Source organism: Microcystis sp. M165S2, from assembly GCF_020245885.1.
GTDB lineage: Bacteria > Cyanobacteriota > Cyanobacteriia > Cyanobacteriales > Microcystaceae > Microcystis.
This window is the reverse complement of sequence record NZ_JADBTZ010000277.1, coordinates 1-18391: the sequence shown is the minus strand read 5'-3', so window position 1 is coordinate 18391 and position 18391 is coordinate 1. Positions and strand designations below refer to the sequence as shown.

Below are 18391 nucleotides of genomic sequence, written 5' to 3'. Positions count from 1 at the left end.
ATCTTGCGATACATTGGTACTAAGGAGAGAAGATGCAAGGGTTTTGAGTAATTTTAGCAGATTCAGGGGCACCTGAGCGACTCTCAATCTAGCTAAAAGCCTTTTCCAATAAAGGTTGTAGCTTCTTTCAGCAAACCCTAATTCATTACCTTAAGTTTAAGGATGTTCCAGTTCCCTACACTTTTGCTTGATTCATCTTTACATTTGACAACGCCATATCATTAACTGCCGATCGAGCTTTAAAAACCCAGTTATGGATTGTTTCTTGCTGCTCTGGCCTCCCCGTTTCGACAAGGACACAAGTTAACTTGTGTCCTTTTTTAGTCTTAAAATCGTAAATTAGGCTAATCCGACTAATTTAGCGCTGTATTCCCACATTTTTGCGCCTCTTTCCTCGTCGCGAGCTTGAGGAGAAACCCTTTGAACAAAGGATTTACCCTCTTTTTTCTGACGGTTGCCCCAACTCCAGTAAGCACCGGATTGACGGTATTCGGGGTCAGCAACCACCATAGCGACTCTTTCCCCGGCTAATTCTTGGGAAACATAGCCACCGGTGATATTTTTCTGGAACCAGGGGAAAAACTGCTGGAAAAAGGGGTAATGGTTGCGGAAAAGGGGTGTATCGGCCACACAACCCGGATAGAGGGAAGTAAAAGTGATTCCGGTCGATTGGTGATAGCGTTTGTGCAGTTCCCGCATGGTGAGAACATTACACACCTTACTATCTTTATAGGCTTTGACCGATTCAAAATTTTTGCCGTCGGCCATGGTAATCGGCTCTTGGAAACCCTTGGCAAACCCGTCTAAATCGCCCAAATCGGGACGAGGAGGAATTTTACCGCCTAATTCATCGGGATTATGGGTGACAGTGCCGAGAATGACTAAACGGCGGTCGGGAGAGGGAGAATTTTTTAGATCTTCCAAGAGCAAATTCGACAGCAGGAAATGACCTAAATGATTGGTGGCCATGCTCAATTCATAACCGTCGGGACTTCTTAAGGGTTCTTTGAGCAAAGGCATATAGATAGCGGCATTGCAGACTAAAGCGGTTAGAGATCTGCCCAAGGCCCGGAAATTTTTAACGAAGCGCCGGACGCTATCGAGGGAACCGAGGTCGATAAATTCAATACAGTAGTTATCCCGGGGAATGTTCAACTCCTTGGCGGCCTGTTCCATTTTCGGGATATCCCGACAGGCCATAACCACAAACCAACCTCTTTGAGCAAGGGATTTAGCGGCGTAGAGACCGACTCCAGAAGTTGTCCCAGTAATGATCACCGTGGGTTTTTTATCTTGTATCATTTTTTGATAATTTTCGTTAATCGCTCTGGTCTAGGGAATATCCAAGGGATTCCGATTATAAATTTTATCGGTTGTCTTACCTGACCCCGGGGTTCGCTTTACATAACTTCAAATTTTCCTGAGTGTTCACTTATCAGTGATCAGTGATCAGTTATCAGTTATCAGTGATCAGATTTGAGTTTTAAGTTTACCGATCTCCCCACCACCCCACAGCCTACACCCCACAGCCTACACCCCACACCCTACACCCCACACCCTACACCCTACAACACCCTACACCCTACACCCCACACTCCAATCCCCAATTAACGAATCGGTTTAGCTAAATCACCGACTTTAAAACCATTACCGGTAATGATGCGACCGACGCTAGATTGACCATCAGCTTCGACAATTTCGAGAGTGCCAATCGGTTGAGTAATCTGACGGATAACCTTACCCGTTTGCGGATCCTTGACCGTTTGAGTCGTCCGTTCGATGGAAATGCGTAAACCGACACGATAGCCTTCTCCCGTACCTTTATTGAGAATTACCTGATTTCCCGCCACGGCAGCCACTAAAGCGGTGACAGTCGGGAGCGAGCGAGGTGTAGCGGCGATTTGGTCGGCTTTATCATTGAGATTATCCACCACCTGCGCCACTGCCTTATCGGTGGCAATACTGAGTAATTTCCCTTCGTTGGAGGTTTGGGAACCACCCCCAACCCCTAAAACCACGGTTGAACCATCGGATTGATTGGCAGTACCATCTCCCTGAGCGGTGGTAATAATTTCGGCCGTGGTGGTATTAATTGCCCGGACATTTAACTTGACAAAAGCATCGGTTTCTGTCTTGGCCGTGCTAAAAATAATAAACGAGCCACCAGATTGTTTTTTTTGTAAATCGAATTGGGTAATCGAACCGATAATCACCACATCTACCCCTAAAATTTGCCCGATTTGAGCGGCAGTAGCGGCATCTACCCGTCCCGAAGCCCCCAAATTTTGTTCTCTGAGGACAGCATCAATGCGACTGCGCTCAATGACTGTATAGCGACCACTTTCCACCAATTTATTGACGAGAATATCACTGACACCACTGGCTCCACCATTGAGAAATGTTAACCACTGGGGATTACTGAGACCGCTATAATCGAAGTCTAAAACCGCTACTCGCACCTTTTCGCTTTTTTGGGCTAAGAGTAATGGTAAATTGTTAGAGATAGCTTGGGAGAAAGCCGGTGCGTTGAAGCTAAAACCCAAACTAGAAGCAACTCCCATAAGGGTAATCAGGGCAGAAAAACCACGGATACTATCTCGATCGAACATGATAATGGGTTCTCCAGTCAATATAGAATATAGATCATAATCATCTCAAAATTGCTCTAACTATCGAGAGTGATCAAGAGCGAGAATTTTGAATAGCAGTAATTAAACCTCTGACTTCCTCGGTTCCCTCGGAAGCTTCAAAGGAAGTGGGGAATTTACCCTTAGCAATCATCCGCAATCCCAAGGGGGCAATACTTAATAAACCCTGTAAATCGCGCCAATAATTGCCCAGCACATAGATGCCGAATTTGCGTTCATCAACCCATCCCCCTGCTTTGACTAATTCCACTAAAACTTTCCGGTGACGAATGGGACGACTACTATCGTCCGACTTGCGAGCGAGTATTTCCTGTTTAATTTTACCGATTTGATCCATGGGAGCCACTTCCATGGGACAAACCGCATTACAGAAATAGCAACGAGTACAACCCCAAACCCCTGCGGTGCCTTGGTTATAAAGTTCTAGGCGACTTTCCTGATTACCATCGCGGGAATCCACTAAGGTGCGCTGCGCTTTTGCTAAAGCGTGGGGACCGACAAAATCGGGATTGACTTGCTTGGCATTACATTCCGAATAACAGGCGCCGCACATAATGCAGTTACCCATCTGATTGAGATTGGCTCTTTCTTCTGGAGTTTGCAGAAATTCTCGTTCGGGAATGGTGCGCGCTTGACTACTAATATAAGGTTCAACCTTTTCTAAATCGTCCCAAAACGGTTGCATATTGACGATTAAATCCCGGATAATCGGTAAATTACCCAGAGGTGCGATCGTGATTTCGGGAATTTCTCCGACATCTTTTTGGCTAGAATGGTTTAATTCACTGGCGATATTTTTTTGACAAGCCAAGGCCGAACGGCCGTTAATTTTCATCGCACAGCTGCCACAAATTGTATTGCGGCAATTTTTACGAAAGGCCAAAGTTCCATCAAGTTCCCATTTGATGCGATTAAGGCAGTCGAGAATTGTATTTCCCGCCTCCACCTCTAGGGTAAAATTTTCTAGGTAAGGGGTGTCGTTGGGTTGTTGACGCAGAATTTTAAAAGAAACTTCCATACTCGGCACGGGGATGAGGGACTCCTAATACTCAGGATAATCGATGTTAACGGGCCAAAGGGGAGCTAGTAATGGTAATTAATCCTTAAGATTTTCCCCGGTCGGTTGCGCCAAGGGGTGGGTATCTAGACCTAATCATAGATGGGCAAGTCGCTCGAAAACAGTTTAATCACCCCGGATTTACTGCTCTGGGTCATTAGTTTTTTGCCAACTCCAACCACAAGTATAGTTTCTCAATTCCTTGCCAGGTATAGCTTGATCCGTTTTATGTCCTCACTTTCTCCTCCCTGTTTTCCTCGCACCCGACCAAAAATTGCGCGAGTCTTGGCCAAAAATTTCCTCTCCCCCACAAGGCCTACACTTACTACCTAGTCTGGGGTCTTCTTAGCACGATTGTCATCACAGAACCATCAGTTTTAAAAAATTTATTATTCCCCTCTAGACATTTTTGGCAAGATTTTTGGTATGATCAATTTGTCAGTGTAAACTTAATTGACAGCCAGTCAAAAATCAAGGAACATTTAAAAGTACCATGAATGATATCTCTCCTACTCCCCTAACCGGGAAAGCTCTACTTCAAAAAGTCAAAGAGTTGGCCCACTTACCCCGTCGCGAAACGGCAAAACGTTGTGGTTACTACTCCCAAAGTAAAGATGGCCAAGTTCGGGTCAATTTAACCGACTTTTACGATGCTGTTTTGGGTGCAAAAGGGGTTCCTCTCGATCCCGAAGGCACTAAAGATGGCCGCGGCCGCGAACCCACTTTCCGGGTTAGTGTCCACAAAAATGGTCAAATCGTCATCGGTTCCACCTATACCGAACAAATGAACTTGCAGCCCGGCGATGAGTTTGAAATCAAACTTGGCTACAAGCACATCCACCTCAAACAAACGGAATCAGAAGAATCGGTAGGAGCTTAAATAGGTTACGAAGTAGGGATAAGGATAAAAAAAATCGGCAGTCAAAAGGGCTAGTTTTGACAAGACCGACCAAAAAGACAATATAGATTCTTATCCCTAATTCTAACCCCTGACCGCCTCTTTCATCAACTCGAGGGGTTTTCCTTAAGCACTTTTTCTTCTTTTTCGCAACCCCCTAGGGATGGATTTTTGTTGGAGCTAGGCTTTACCAGAGCAAAGTTCCACAGTTATTCTATCCCTAGAGGGTTTGTTTTATGGGTGTTAGGGGTAGGGGGTAGGGAAATTTCAACTAATACCCCAAAACCCCAAAACCCCACACCCCACACCCCAGTTCCCTAGCACCTAATTGACAATGGACATGGCTGCCTTAATAAAAATTATTATTTTCCTGTTAGCCTGGTTAATTCTCTGGCTGCCGATTGCCATTGTTTTAGGGAGTCGTTTGGGATGGCAACCGCTGCAAGGTACAAAACCTGACCAGAAATTGCCACTGGTGGCCTCTCTTTACGCATTGGCTCCCTTAGTTATCTGGGGATTATTAAAGATAGAGGGGAGCAGCCTCCATAATTACGGATTAATTTGCTCATTTTCCCTATTTATCTCCCTAACTAAAGGATTAATCCTGGCAGTGGTGGGATTAGGGATAATTTTTTTCCTAGAGGGGATTTTGACATGGGTACATTGGCAGCCCAAAAACCTCGCTCGCGCTTTTTCCTTGAGTTTACCCCTGTTGATAGTGGCTCTCTGGGTGGGTATTACCGAGGAATTAATCTTTCGGGGCATCTTTTTGAGCCAATTAAGCCAAGAATACGGTTTTTGGGTGGCGGGAGCCATTTCTAGCCTAATTTTTGCCCTGCTGCACCTGCTTTGGGAACGTCAGCAAACTCTGCCGCAACTACCCGGTTTATTTCTGATGGGGATGGTTCTGGTCTGGGCCCGGGCGATCGATCATGGTAGTTTAGGATTAGCTTGGGGACTTCATGGCGGTTGGGTATGGGGATTGGCCTTGCTAGACAGTGCCGAATTGATGTCTTACAGCGATTCTGGGTTAGTTTGGGTTAAAGGTATCTATAACCAACCTTTAGCCGGTTTAGCAGGCATTCTCTGCCTCTTGGGGACAGCTTGGGGGTTAAACCTGCTTCAGTAGCCAAAAGCCGGTAAAAGTGCGACCGGAATCATCCGGTTGTATGAGGAGAAAGTGCAAACCTTGGCTTTCCTCTTTGGTTGCTTGATAAGCATTGGCTGCCCGGGCCACTTCTTCATCTTCGTAGGTCAGGAAAATCCAACGCTCATTGAGACCCGATTCCAAGACTAAACCGCCCGATCGCCCCGTTTCTGTGGGAATATGAGCGATAAATACCGGGTTAATTTCCCCTAACCAACGAGCGATCGCCAAAGATTTTTTACCACCGGTAATAACCACACCGGGGATCGTTAAAGTGGAGGCTAAACCTAGTTTTAAAGGAGAAAAGGCCTCTGGTAGGGAAAGAATCGGTATTCGGCGATCGCCAAAAAAGTTAACTAAATCAACGGCGGGAAAACGAGCAAAACGCCACTCTTGACCTAAAAATTGGTCGGGTACGGGTTGTGGTGGAGGAGAGTCGATATTTATGGGAATTTGCCGCAATTCTAGCTGTTTTTTGAGGGCGTTAACGTGACGGGTTAACTCGATTTTGATCTGTAAATTTTGACCAGCGAGGAGGAATAAATTGGCGCATTGGGGGCGAAAAACTTGGATAATTTCTGGGGAGGAGACTTGACAAGCTTGCTGTAACTGTTGGGTTAACCAGTCGCTATTAGCTTGCGATTGGGGACAGGAATTTTCATAGATAAGATGACCCAGAGGATCGGAAATTAACAATTGCCAGACTGTGCCAAGAGGGGAAGAAGATGAAGATTTATAAAAATCCGCTTGCCAAATAGTCATAATTCAGTAAAAAGTCACCAGTAAAAAGTCAAAAAATGGTCAGGAGTAGAGGTCAACTAAAAATTTTACCTTACCAAGACTTTTAAAATCTAGGAGCGAGACAAAAAAGGCTATATACTAAGGAAAGCTATAGCAAAAAATGTCGAGACAATGGAAGAAAATTGGCTAGAAATTGGGACAATAGTAGCGCCCCAGGGACTGGAGGGAGAATTGCGAGTTTTATCGGTATCAGATTTTCCCGAACGTTTTCAGAAGCGAGGGGTGAGGGGAATACAAGGGATCCAAGGGGGAGAAATCCGAGAAATTACTCTGCTCAGGGGACGTGAGCTACCAGGCAAAAATGTTTATGTTATCAAGTTAGAGGGGGTTGAAAATCGGGAACAAGCCGAAGCTTTGCGCGGATATAAGTTATGGGCAAATAAACTAGAAAAACCTCACCTAAAAGCGGATGAATATCATGTTAGCGAGCTAGTGAACTTAGAGGTTTATCATCACCTTACAGGAGAAAAAATCGGGGTTGTGGTAGATATTTTCTGGGCGGGTAATGACATTTTAGCAGTGCAACTAGAAGCAAATCTCGCCTCTGTCAAGAAAAAAAGTCCATCCTCCGACTCAGAGGCCAGGGCCTTGGTCCCCTTCGTCAAAGAAATTGTTCCACTGGTGGATCTGAAAGCGGCACGCATCGAGATTGCGCCACCACCGGGGTTATTAGAGATCAATTTATCCTAGTGGGACTTAAACGATCAACAAGAGTATAATCGTTATAGAATAAGCACTTGACGCTGAGAGAGCAGCGATGAAAGAGACAACCCCGGCCGCGATGCTTCCCTGCTTTGACCGATGGTGTGGACGTTTTGACAATTGCTTCAAGAGCGAAGCGCAAAAAAATGGGTTCAGACAGTATTTAGGAGGATTATTAGGGGAAAGTGAAAGGAAAAATCTAACTCAAATGACCAATAATGCCTTCGGAGTGATTTATAACCGATTACACCACTTTATTTTATCTTGGTGTTTTGTGCCTATACATTTATCCTGTGGCATAAGTTAACTGGGGGACTGCAAAGGCGGTGGCGAATCGACCATTCTTTAACCGCTTTCGGAGAAACCCTGAAACCGATTATTCTGCAAATGCACCAATTAGGAATTGAGAAAAATGCCAGACTTTAAGGTTTTAAATTTCCTCCTCGAATAAACCAAGTAATTGTGGCACTGGTAAAAGCAGTGATAGCGACAATAGCTATTTGTTTCCAGTTTTTTAATTCCCCAACTTTCTCGATTAAATCAGGAATTTTTTGGGTTAATATTGCTTGGGATTGAATTGTTCCTTCAATTTTAGCCGTGATAATTTTGACTTCCGTGATTTCTTTGTGTAGGTTAATAAATTGCTGGTTATTTTCTTCTCTCAGGGTTTCTAGTTGTTTGCGATTATCTTCCTTTAGCGTATCAATTTGCTTGCGGGTTTCTTCTCGCAGGGAAATCATCTGCTCGCGGTTTTCCTGTCGCATTGCCGAGAGTAAGTCTTTCAATTCTTGAATATCATTGCTAGTAACAGTAGTCATAGAATTAACCCCAAGAGAATCTATTTAACCGGCACTCTTTGATTTTATTATATTTCACCTATGCTAAAAAGGTCAAATTCATCAAATTTAATTACTTCGGAGTCAGGATAACGAGTATCAAAACGATAACTGCTCACGGTTCCTTTTTCTGTATCTAAAATGCTAAAAACCGTCACATCATTACTGGCAATATAGGGTAAAGGTTGATTAACCCAATCCACTAGAGGAGCAATATTCGGGATAATTGCTGCTAATCCATTAGGATTACCGATGGCTGCATAATTTCTATCGAGAGGTACAGGACGTTTTTTATCACCTAAATAAGCACCATAACTATTACCTACGTTAGAAGATTCGAGAAAATTAGTGCCGTTAGGACTAAGAAAACGATTCCATAAATGAGAATGACCATAGAAAACCAAATTAACCTTGGCCGATTCTAATAAAGGAATTAGATCGCGAATAATATAATCATTTTCTTGGGGATAATCATAGCGTACTGATGTAACTTTTCCCGTGGCATCCTCTTGAATTGTCGGTAGGGGATCGGTGTAGGGTGGAACGATATTTCCTCCTAGGGTATGGGGAGGATGATGAAACATAACTACTTTATATTTAGCCTCTTGAAATTCTCGACTATTTAACTCTTTTTTTAACCATTGATATTGAGGACTACCCTGAGCAATTGGCTCAAAAATATGCTGACCGTAACCCCATCGATCGGGTCTATCTAAATCTCTTTGATTTTCGTAATATCTTCCCCTTGCACTGGGTTCTAAATTGGGATTTCTCCAGATATTAGTAACATATAAAACCACTAAACGAATATCACCAAAAGTTAGAGAATAATATTTATTTTGAGGCAAAGAAAAAATTTCTTCGTAGGTTTCTGTGTTGAAAGCCTTATTTTTTAACCAGTTTTCATTAATTTCTGCTGTATCCTCTGCTAGTTTTTTAGCAATAAAGTGAGGAATAGCATCTTCAAACTGTTCATTTAAACCTCTGGAAGTAGAAAATCTGCCCATAACTTCATGATTACCAATAGCAGGAAATAAGGGTGCATTTTGAATAATTTCACCTCCTTTATAAATAGTTTGAATGCCATTTTTTGTGAGAGTATAATTAGCACGACCTTGTAAACAGGGAAAAAATGACCCACCGCGACTATCATCAAACCATTCCGACGCTCGATCGGGTATATTAACTAAATCTCCGGCTAAAAAAACCGCATCTACCTGTCCAATAGTTTCGCTAACTTTTTGCAAATTAGCGGCAGTCATCGGCATTAATTGATGATCGGAAGTGAGCAGAATTTTGAGATTAGTTCCTTTTTTTGGTGTTGGGGTAAGGGTATAAAGATCACTTCTAATCGCTGTATTTTCCTGAAAACTGGTGACTTGATAGGGAATCCTTTCCCCGGGATTTAAATCAGTAATTTCGGCCTGATGTCGCCAGATTTCTCGATCGGTTAAAGATTGATAAGCTTCAAGGGTTGTCGATTTGGCATCTTCTCTAACTCTAGTTAATTTGCTAGTGCGAGCGAGGGCAATTTTCTCTAGTTTTTCCCCGTAGCGCACCTGATGACGAGTGCCAAAAAATTCCGTAAACCAAACCACTTTTATTGATGTTTCGGTGGGTAATTGTAAAAAAGGTTCGCTTAAAAGTTGATTCTTGTTCATTGTCGCTAAAAGATAACTAATTATAATTAAAAAAGCTGGATTAATATAACATCCAGCTTTTGAGATGCTCAAGTTAAAGAGGACTAACAAAACTGTTAACCGCTCTTAGGGTAATTTTAGTGACAGACTCCCGTGAAAGAATCACCACCATGCTTAACTTTAATGGTGCGAAGATTGTTTTCTAGGGTAAAACTAACCGGTGTTCCTGCTTGACTTTTTCCACTAAAAGTATTTCTACCTTGATAGGTAGTGACAGCTAATCCTATTGGCTGCATTTCCGGGGGAGTTGCGGCAGCAAAATTATCAATCGTTACGGTGTTATCGTCTTTGTTAACTACCAAAATTTGCCCTTCCACCACATCACTAACCGGGGAAACCATTGTCAGAGTCACCGGTTCTTTTTTGTTGATTGAGTCGTCATCAATTTCAGAAGTATAAACATATAGTTTTACTCCTTGGGCGGTTTTGCCAGTTGCTGTACAGATGATACCATCTCCTAGAGTAGGCATTTGGGCAATTGTCGGCTGAATGAAGACGCTAGGGACACCGATCAGGGTAGCAGTGGCTAAAAGAGCGGTTTTACTCAGATTTTTAAGCATGAATTTCTCGGTTCAAGTGGACTTCTATTCGGTTTTTAGCACATTACCTGTGCCACGAGAAATCAAGATAACACAAAAATTAGCTAGAAATTTTTTTGATAAAGTGTTGAGTGAGATTCTTGGCTTTTACTGCCATTAAATCGACAAAATAGCCATTAAATCATTCTTAAATTCTCCTACTCACTGGCAATAACTGGCAGATTCCCTGTTTTATCGGCTAATGTAAAACCTTAGACTCTAACTGCTGCTGTTGCCAGAGATTTTGATAGACTCCGGGGACTGCGATTAACTCCTCGTGGGTTCCTATCTGGACAATTTCTCCGCGATCCATGACAAAAATGCGATCGGCAGTGGCAGCGGCCGATAATTGATGGGAGATAAAAATCACGGTTTTTTGGCTTTCTTGGCTGATATTTTCCAAAATAGCTGTAGCCGTTTGATTATCGACGCTAGATAGGGCATCATCAAGGATTAAAATCGGTGCTTGGATGGCTAAAGCGCGCGCTAAAGAGGCCCGTTGACGTTGACCACCGGAAAGAGTAATCCCACGTTCTCCCACTAAAGTTCCGTATTTTTGCGGGAAATTCTCGATTTCCTCCTGAATTCTCGCTTGTTTGGCCGCCGATTCCACTGCCGAAAAATTCAGCAGCGGATCGCCATAACGGATATTATCTTCAATAGTGGTACTAAATAAAAAACTTTCTTGGGGAACATAAGCGATCGCTTTTCGCAGCTCTTCCAGGGCAATTTGAGTGACATCTTGATCATCAATAAATAACTGTCCCTCAGCAATATTCAAAAGACGGGGAATAGCGTTAGCAAGGGTAGATTTTCCCGATCTGATCGCACCGACGACCGCTACCGTTTCCCCCGGATTAATGGTAAAAGAAAGAGATTTTAAGGCGGGTTCCTTAGCATCAGGATAGAAAAAAGTCAAGGCTTTGGCGGTAATTTTTCCTTGAATATTTTTTAAGTGAATACAATCGGCATTGTCTTTAATTTTAGCCTCGGCTAATAGGATAGTTTCCAGACGATCTATACTCACTTCTCCCTGTTGGTAGGCAGTAATAGTGAAACCTAATAAAGCAGTGGGAAAAACTAATCTTTCTGCCAAAATTAACAGAGCAATAAAGTCCCCAATGGTGATATTACCCGCTATAATTTGTCTAGTACCGAGAGCAAGCAACGCCAATAAACTGACATAGGCCAAAGCTTCAATCAGGGGAAAAAGAAAATTACGAGTCTGGACTAAATCTAAATTAGCCTGTAATAATTCGCGATTTCTTTGCTTAAATGCTCGGCGCTCGTTACCTTCTTGGGCATAAATTTTAATCAGAGTAATACCACTCATATCCTCTTGAATTAAATCGCTCAGATGCGAGAGTTTTTCTTGTACTTTTTTCTGTTGCCGCTGCAGACGACCACTAAATAACTGCACCGCAATTAACATCAAAGGATAGACAGAAATAGCGGCGATTGAAAGGGGAATATGAATCGCTAACATTACAGGCAAAGTTAACCCATAGGCAAAAAAAGTATTAGCCAAACTGAGCAAAGCAAAACCCACCAGACGACGGATATTATCCACATCGCTAGTGGCACGGTTGATTAAATCTCCTGAAGTTTGCCGAGAAAAATAGGCAGGTTCAAGGGTTAATAAATGCTGAAAGATTTTTTGTTTAAGCTCGAACTCTACCTGACGACCGATCCCGAATAACAATACTCTGGAAATCATGCGGATAAACCACATAATCGAGGCTAAAGCGACAATTAAAATCAGATAATAAATGATTTTTTGAAAGTCAAAGGATTTACTCAAATCATCGATGCTATCCCGGATTAAAAGCGGTATATAAACACCCAAAAGATTAACAATAAGCAGAGCAACTACCCCCCCAGTTACTATTTGCCAATGGGGACGTAGATAATTTGCTAGTTTTTTAATGCGAGAATAAGCCATATTCAGTTATCAGTAATCGGTGATCAGTTATCAGTTAGAATAGGGAACAGGGAACAGGCAAAAGGGGGAATAGATAATCAGTGGATTATGAGATGCGGCCACATTTCCCACCCAAGAATTTTTATTTTTTCTCCTTGTCCTGATTTGGCCTTCGGTTTAACATTAGAACCAGCCTTGGGCGGTTTACCAGGGGGGCTGATCAATTTTAGCTTGATAGCCGTACCGCCAGAAGTGAAGATAATCTGGTCTGAATTGGCATTAATTAACCCTGCTACCTGTTCTCTGGCCATTTCGATGACTGTCGCCGTATCCTGTCCCCAAGTGTGTAAACTGGAGGGGTTGCCCCAATGACGCTGGAGAATAGTGGCAACCCGCTCGATCACTTGGGGATGAGTGGGGGTAGTGGCACTATAGTCAAGATAAATTTGCATTATTTGACAATCTGAGAAATGAGAGCCAAGGACAAGCAGCTATTCCCAGTTTAGCGGCTTAAGGATTAGAAACCCGCTTTCTTAAAGAAAGTGGGTTTCTGGGTTGATGAGAAACCCGCTTTCTGGGTTGTTGATGAGAAAGCGGGTTTCTGGGTTGATGAGAAACCCGCTTTCTGGCTTATACTAAGGGTCAGAGGATTTACAGGGGTTAAGTTATGACAGGAATTGAAACAACCATTGTAACAGCATTGACTAATAATTTTATTGGCCAAATGATTAAATCGGGGTGGGAGGGTATTAATAAAAATGAGTTATTGAATAAAGATGTCGGGCAGCTTATCAAAGAAGGAAAGTATCTTTTTTTGCGGGAATATACTCAACGTTACTGGGATCGGCACGGCATGATTAAGGTTTTAAAAATGTCTAAGCCGATGGATTTGGAGTCAATTTATGTTAATGTCAAATGTTTGGGGAATTTAGTCAGGGATTATTATGATGAAAATTTAGAAAATAAATATCGTGAGAGTAAGCAGCGACGATTTAACTTTAGGGATGATGGTAAAAAAGATGGTTTACTTTTGGCGAATCAAGAACAATATTTAATGGTACTTGGTGATCCCGGCATTGGTAAATCTACATTTTTGCGAAAAGTTGGGCTAGAAGCTCTCAAGGGAAATAAAGACAGTTATCAGCATTCTCTAACACCTGTTTTACTGGAGTTGAAAAACTTTAAAGAAAACGAGATTAATATTCAGGCATTAATTGAAGAGGAGTTTAAAATTTGTGGTTTTCCCAATGTGGAAAAAAATATTAGCAATAAACTAGAAAAAGGGGAATTACTAATTTTATTAGATGGTTTGGATGAAGTGCCAACAGCTAATGTGAATAATGTAATCGAGAAAATTAAAGATTTTGTAGATAGGCATTATAAAAATCGTTTTATTCTCTCCTGTCGCACTGCTGCTAGAACTCATCTTCAACGATTTACCGATATTGAAATTGTCGAATTTGATGATCAGCAAATTCAAAGTTTTATTGAACATTGGTTTAGTTCCGAATTAGATCGCAAAAATGAGACGGCTAAAAATTGTTGGGAACTGTTGCAAAAGGAGGAGTATAAAAGTGCAAAAGAGTTAGCCCATACACCGTTATTGTTGACTTTTTTGTGTTTGGTTTATGATGAAAATCAATCTTTTCCCACAAATCGCAGTCGCCTTTATCAAGATGCGTTACGAATTTTATTGGAAAAATGGTCAGCCGAAAAACGTTTACCTAATCGCGGTTTAGTTTATGAAAATCTCAGTATTGAGCAAGAAGAAATTTTGCTATCTGAAATTGCTTATCAGAATTTTGTAGCAGATAAACTTTTTCTAGAAAAACGAGAAATTGTTAAGCAAATTAAAGATCACCTTAAACAAAACTTCAATGCTCCGCAACATCTGGACGGAGAAAAAGTATTAAAAACCATTGAAATTGAACAGGGAATTTTAGTAGAGCGGGCGAGATATGTCTATTCTTTTTCTCATTTAACCCTTCAGGAATACCTCACGGCTCAGTATATCTATGACAATGATTTGATTGAAGAAGCAGTTAAGAATCATATAACAGAAACTCGTTGGCAAGAGGTCTTTTTGTTAGTGGCGGGTTTGATGCGAGGGAAAGCCGATAAATTGTTATTAGCAATGGAGAAAGAAGCCCAGAAATATGCGAAGAATGCCGAATTATCTAAATTTCTTGTTTGGGTAGAGCAAGCAACTGGTGAATTAAAAGAATCGGTTAAACCCTCTGCAAAACGCTCAATCATTCTTTTTGACAGATTAAATACAGGGATTAATTTTACCAAACGCTATAATAGAATACAGTCAGATATGTATAATAATTACATAGATTGTACTCCACAATTTGACGAACCTTTCCTTCAGGAATTAGATAAATTAAGTCAAGAATATGTTGGTATTGATGTTTTGTATCACAATCATTATCGATATTGGTTAATCAGTGAACAAATGCCAAGTGAAAAAACAGTAACACATATTTTTGCATTGATTAGTTCAATTATAAAAAAAATACTAGGACAATTAGAATTTGATCAAATCTCAGCAGATGAAAAAATAATTCTAGATTTTTATAAGCAAAGTCCAATTGGGTTCTCTTCTTGGAGAAGACCTGACTGGATTATATTTCAAAATTATCTATACGTTAATGAATTAATACTAAGTTGCCAAAAAGTGGCTGTTAATATTTCCCCTACCGTTTGGCAAGAAATCGAAGAACGAATGCTCCGCGTTCCTTAACTTCTACTTTTTTTCTCAAATCTTGCCTTTCCAATTGGATGAGATTACCGAATATTAACACTATGAGGATTGGGAGCTTCAAAAACCTTGCATTACCATTTTTATAGAACACAAATTAGTGCAAAAAGAGGACAACAAAGCCTGAAACTCCCGCTTCCTGACTGACTTCAACAATAACCTTTTTGCCGCAAACCCTATTTATTGGCGGTAAGCTTGACTGCGATGTTCAATCAGCAAGACAATAACTTGAGACTGACTATCATCAACTGTATAGATAACCCGATAGTCTCCAACGCGGAAGCGATACTTCCCAGCAAATTCTCCCTTTAATGCTTTAATTTGAGGGTAATTTTTCGGTGTTTCTTGAAGTAGTTTTAAACACTTAGCAATCTTCTTTTTTAAGATTGGATCCGCTTCAGAATAAACTTTATTTGCTTTAGCTGTCAAACGGACTTTATAAGTCATCTCAGCTTTCCCAATCAATGAGGCAACCTGATTGTAAATCCATTTCAGCTTCTTTCAAATGTTCCATAATATTCGGGATTGCTCTAATTTCTTGCGTTGCCTTTTCACTTTCTTTATCTGACAAATAAGCGGCAAATTCTAGAATCATCTTTAAATTTTCTACTGATAGGGTTTGTAAATATTGTTGAATCTTTTGCTGCATTAAATCGACCTGTACTAATGTTTCAGAATCTAAAAAATCTTCTGGAGTCGAGGGATTTACTTCAACGTCAGTTAGAGTCATATTTAATCAAGTGCTTCTCTCAAGTTTATTATTTGTATCTTAGCGTGTATCCCGTCTCCTGACTCCTGACGACCGACTCCTTACCCCACAGTTAACTTTATTTTTGTCCAACTACTTAGGGTCTGCTGAATAAATCTAAAAACCTTGTTGGGTACGACTTTTAGACTTTTTGTCAATCAAAAAGTACCAGGCATGGGAGTGATCAGGGGGAAAATTCAGGTACTTTTTCCCTGAAAATTAGGTAGTTGACCACCTGAAAATCGGTAAAACCCATCCCCCATCCCCCATCCCCCATCCCCCAACCCCCAACCCCCACCCCCCACCGAAAAACTTTTTCAGCAAACCCTAATTATGGACGCTTTTGCCGATAAGCTGTACTGCATTGAAACTGCCCAGAGGAAATTTTAGTACAAATGCTCGAAATTTCTCTTTTGCAGTTCTGATGCTTCCCACTCTCCTGTACTTTTTAAACAGGATTTAGTATGATCCTAAATCCTGTTATTAAAAACTGATTATCTATTGCTCCTTTTGCCTATTGCCTTTTGCCTATTGCCTCTCCTCATATGTAGCCTATACTCAAAGGATTTAGTATGATAACTGAAATGACTAACCCAAATACTGATTTTGATACTCCTTGGAAAGATGTCTTAGAAATCTACTTTAAAGACTTTGTTTCCTTCTTTTTTCCTCAAGCTCATGCGGGTATTGATTGGAATCAAGGCTTTGAATTTCTCGACAAAGAACTTCAACAAGTGGTGCGCGATGCTGAGTTAGGCAAACGTCTCGTCGATAAGTTGGTGAAAATTTATCGTATGGCGGGAGAAGAGACCTGGGTTTTAATCCACATAGAAATCCAAGGTCAGCGAGAAATTGACTTTGCTGAACGGATGTTTGTCTATTACTACCGCATTTATGATCGTTACAGGCGTTCAGTAGCGAGTTTGGCAGTTTTAGGTGATGATAATGCTTCTTGGCGACCCAATCAATTTGAGCGTGAGTTATTTGATTGTCAAGTGAGTTTTCGCTTTCCGGTCGTCAAGTTGCTAGAATTCAAGCAGCAGTGGTCAGCTTTAGAAGCCAGCCGCAATCCTTTTGCTACAGTCGTGATGGCGCATCTCCAAGCTTTAGAAACTCGGCAAAACCGAAAAAAGCGCAAAGAAGCGAAATTAGCATTAACTAAACGGTTGTACGAACAGGGTTATCAACGAGAGGATATTATCAACCTCTTTAAGTTTATCGATTGGCTGATGAGCTTACCCACTGAATTAGAACAAGAGTTTCAACAGGAATTAAATCAGTACGAGGAGGAAAAACGAATGCCTTATATTACCAGTGTTGAAAGAATGGGAATGGAAAAAGGGATGATTCAAAAAGCTCGAGAATCTGTCATTGATGCCCTTGAGATTCGGTTTGAGAATGTGCCTTCGGAACTGGTTGATGAGATTAGCCAAATTCAAGACACTTCTCTTCTAAAAAATCTCTTAAGACAAGCGATTACTCTTGACTCAATCTCAGATTTTCAGGACTATTTAAATCAGTTAATCAAACCTGAATAATTCTGGTTTGTCCCCCAGCTTACCCTCAATATCAAGAAAATTTGTTTCTTGAAGAAACTCGTTTTCTTGATTTCTGGCCAATCGCCTGTTAGGAAACATTTGTAGCGTATTATACAGACTTATACGGTGCGTTACGCTACAGCTAACACACCCTAAGAGTGAGCTAACCCGCTCCACTTTTGTCCACTTTTACCGTAAGTCTTGTAAAGAAATGTTACGATTTAAGTCTTATGCTTGACTTCATTGAGGGAGTAAGTATAGCCTCGGACGGTGACGAACCGAGTAGCGGTACAATGGCGATCGCCCAACGCCTCAAACTCTGATTAGCCGTCTAGATTATACTTCTTGTGCCTAGGTGCGAACCCCTTTGATTGATTTTCGAGAACCTCAGAAATTGGGAGCAGAAGATGACTACTGTTGCCAAATTTCCTCTAGCACCGGTTTTTGATCGTCTTTTTCTTTCTCGACAGCTTTTGGTAGTAATTACGATGTAGCTACCAACCTAAGCAATCAGTGGTTAGATCAAGGTAGTTGGTGGTGAGGTTTTGGGGAGTAATCAACTTCCTCTCAGGAGACAAAGTAACCTTAAACTTGTTAGAATCAAAGAGTTGTTATTTTCTGGTAGTCATTCACCGCTCAGATTCGTTAAAATTATATTACATGACTAATAATATTGATCATGATCGCTTATTTAAGGAGTTAATCTCCACCTTTTTTATCGAATTTATCGAGTTGTTTTTTCCTCAATTGATGGATTATTTAGATAGGGACTCGATTACTTTTTTAGACAAAGAAGTATTTACCGATGTCACGGAAGGAGAAAGACATGAAAGCGATTTAGTCGCACAAGTTAGGTTTCGCGGAAAAGAATCTTTCTTTCTGATTCATGTAGAGGCGCAGGAAAGTTCCCGCAAGTGGTTTAATCGGCGAATGTTTACTTATTTTGCTCGCTTTCATGAGAAATTTGTCTTACCGATTTATCCGATTGTAATTTTTTCTTACCCAAAGCCAAAAAGAGCAGCAATTAGTCAGTATGTGGTCGATTTTTCCGAT

Annotated in this window: 16 protein-coding genes and 2 pseudogenes; 7 read left to right on the top strand and 11 right to left on the bottom strand. The window is 41.2% G+C overall.

The genetic code is table 11. The features are described 5' to 3' along the window. Nucleotides 1-339: 339 nt before the first annotated feature. From IM479_RS13940 to IM479_RS13930, 3 genes are all read right to left on the bottom strand, one after another. A complete protein-coding gene (locus IM479_RS13940) occupies nt 340-1302 on the bottom strand; it encodes a protochlorophyllide reductase (protein ID WP_287687029.1) in 963 nt (320 codons plus the stop codon). Nucleotides 1303-1607: 305 nt separating this feature from the next. Next, nucleotides 1608-2609, bottom strand: coding sequence for a CsgG/HfaB family protein (locus IM479_RS13935; protein ID WP_287687028.1), 1002 nt, complete (start codon nt 2607-2609; stop codon nt 1608-1610). 73 nt (nt 2610-2682) lie between these two features. Beyond that, nucleotides 2683-3666 (bottom strand): succinate dehydrogenase/fumarate reductase iron-sulfur subunit, encoded by a 984-nt coding sequence (locus tag IM479_RS13930; protein WP_287687026.1) that lies wholly within the window; start codon nt 3664-3666, stop codon nt 2683-2685. Nucleotides 3667-4198: 532 nt separating this feature from the next. Between IM479_RS13930 and IM479_RS13925 the strand changes: the two genes are divergently transcribed. Further along, a complete protein-coding gene (locus IM479_RS13925; RefSeq protein ID WP_287079308.1) occupies nt 4199-4585 on the top strand; it encodes an AbrB family transcriptional regulator in 387 nt (128 codons plus the stop codon). Between the two features lie 352 nt (nt 4586-4937). Further along, on the top strand, nt 4938-5732 hold the full coding sequence (locus IM479_RS13920) for a CPBP family intramembrane glutamic endopeptidase (RefSeq protein WP_287687024.1): 795 nt from the start codon (nt 4938-4940) through the stop codon (nt 5730-5732). Here the strand turns inward: IM479_RS13920 and IM479_RS13915 are convergent. Then, nucleotides 5715-6512 (bottom strand): Tab2/Atab2 family RNA-binding protein, encoded by a 798-nt coding sequence (locus IM479_RS13915; protein WP_287687023.1) that lies wholly within the window; start codon nt 6510-6512, stop codon nt 5715-5717. The genes IM479_RS13920 and IM479_RS13915 overlap by 18 nt on opposite strands. Nucleotides 6513-6662: 150 nt before the next feature. Here IM479_RS13915 and rimM point away from each other — a divergent pair, with 150 nt between their 5' ends. Together rimM and IM479_RS13905 are read left to right on the top strand one after the other, a co-directional pair. Beyond that, nucleotides 6663-7241 (top strand): ribosome maturation factor RimM, encoded by a 579-nt coding sequence (gene rimM / locus IM479_RS13910; RefSeq protein ID WP_286824812.1) that lies wholly within the window; start codon nt 6663-6665, stop codon nt 7239-7241. A gap of 67 nt (nt 7242-7308) precedes the next feature. Then, nucleotides 7309-7512, top strand: a pseudogene (locus tag IM479_RS13905) (IS701 family transposase); the annotation flags it as partial. A 163-nt stretch (nt 7513-7675) separates the two neighbouring features. On the opposite strand, the gene IM479_RS13900 reads toward IM479_RS13905, so the two are convergent. The 5 genes and pseudogenes from IM479_RS13900 to IM479_RS13880 all read right to left on the bottom strand — a co-directional run. Then, a complete protein-coding gene (locus IM479_RS13900; RefSeq protein ID WP_287076915.1) occupies nt 7676-8071 on the bottom strand; it encodes a hypothetical protein in 396 nt (131 codons plus the stop codon). A 47-nt stretch (nt 8072-8118) separates the two neighbouring features. Next, a complete protein-coding gene (locus tag IM479_RS13895; RefSeq protein ID WP_287687022.1) occupies nt 8119-9750 on the bottom strand; it encodes a purple acid phosphatase family protein in 1632 nt (543 codons plus the stop codon). A 116-nt stretch (nt 9751-9866) separates the two neighbouring features. Next, on the bottom strand, nt 9867-10349 hold the full coding sequence (locus IM479_RS13890) for a hypothetical protein (RefSeq protein ID WP_287076918.1): 483 nt from the start codon (nt 10347-10349) through the stop codon (nt 9867-9869). Between the two features lie 217 nt (nt 10350-10566). Continuing rightward, nucleotides 10567-12309 carry an ABC transporter ATP-binding protein gene (locus tag IM479_RS13885; protein WP_287675019.1) on the bottom strand — a complete coding sequence of 581 codons (1743 nt, stop codon included), beginning with the start codon at nt 12307-12309 and terminating at the stop codon, nt 10567-10569. A gap of 218 nt (nt 12310-12527) precedes the next feature. Then, a pseudogene (locus IM479_RS13880) lies at nt 12528-12740 on the bottom strand (aminotransferase class V-fold PLP-dependent enzyme); the annotation flags it as partial. Between the two features lie 215 nt (nt 12741-12955). Here IM479_RS13880 and IM479_RS13875 point away from each other — a divergent pair. Beyond that, nucleotides 12956-15034 (top strand): NACHT domain-containing protein, encoded by a 2079-nt coding sequence (locus tag IM479_RS13875; RefSeq protein WP_287687021.1) that lies wholly within the window; start codon nt 12956-12958, stop codon nt 15032-15034. 198 nt (nt 15035-15232) lie between these two features. On the opposite strand, the gene IM479_RS13870 is transcribed toward IM479_RS13875, so the two are convergent. Both IM479_RS13870 and IM479_RS13865 read right to left on the bottom strand, forming a co-directional pair. Beyond that, entirely contained in the window at nt 15233-15499 is a 267-nt protein-coding gene (locus tag IM479_RS13870) for a type II toxin-antitoxin system RelE family toxin (protein WP_002765899.1), read from the bottom strand. 1 nt (nt 15500) lies between these two features. After that, a complete protein-coding gene (locus IM479_RS13865; RefSeq protein ID WP_002759713.1) occupies nt 15501-15782 on the bottom strand; it encodes a hypothetical protein in 282 nt (93 codons plus the stop codon). Nucleotides 15783-16384: 602 nt separating this feature from the next. On the opposite strand from IM479_RS13865, the gene IM479_RS13860 reads away from it, so the two are divergent. Together IM479_RS13860 and IM479_RS13855 are read left to right on the top strand one after the other, a co-directional pair. Then, nucleotides 16385-17338 (top strand): RpnC/YadD family protein, encoded by a 954-nt coding sequence (locus tag IM479_RS13860; protein WP_287699463.1) that lies wholly within the window; start codon nt 16385-16387, stop codon nt 17336-17338. Between the two features lie 660 nt (nt 17339-17998). Beyond that, a partial coding sequence (locus IM479_RS13855; RefSeq protein WP_502882669.1) for an Rpn family recombination-promoting nuclease/putative transposase occupies nt 17999-18391 on the top strand: 393 nt, incomplete at its 3' end.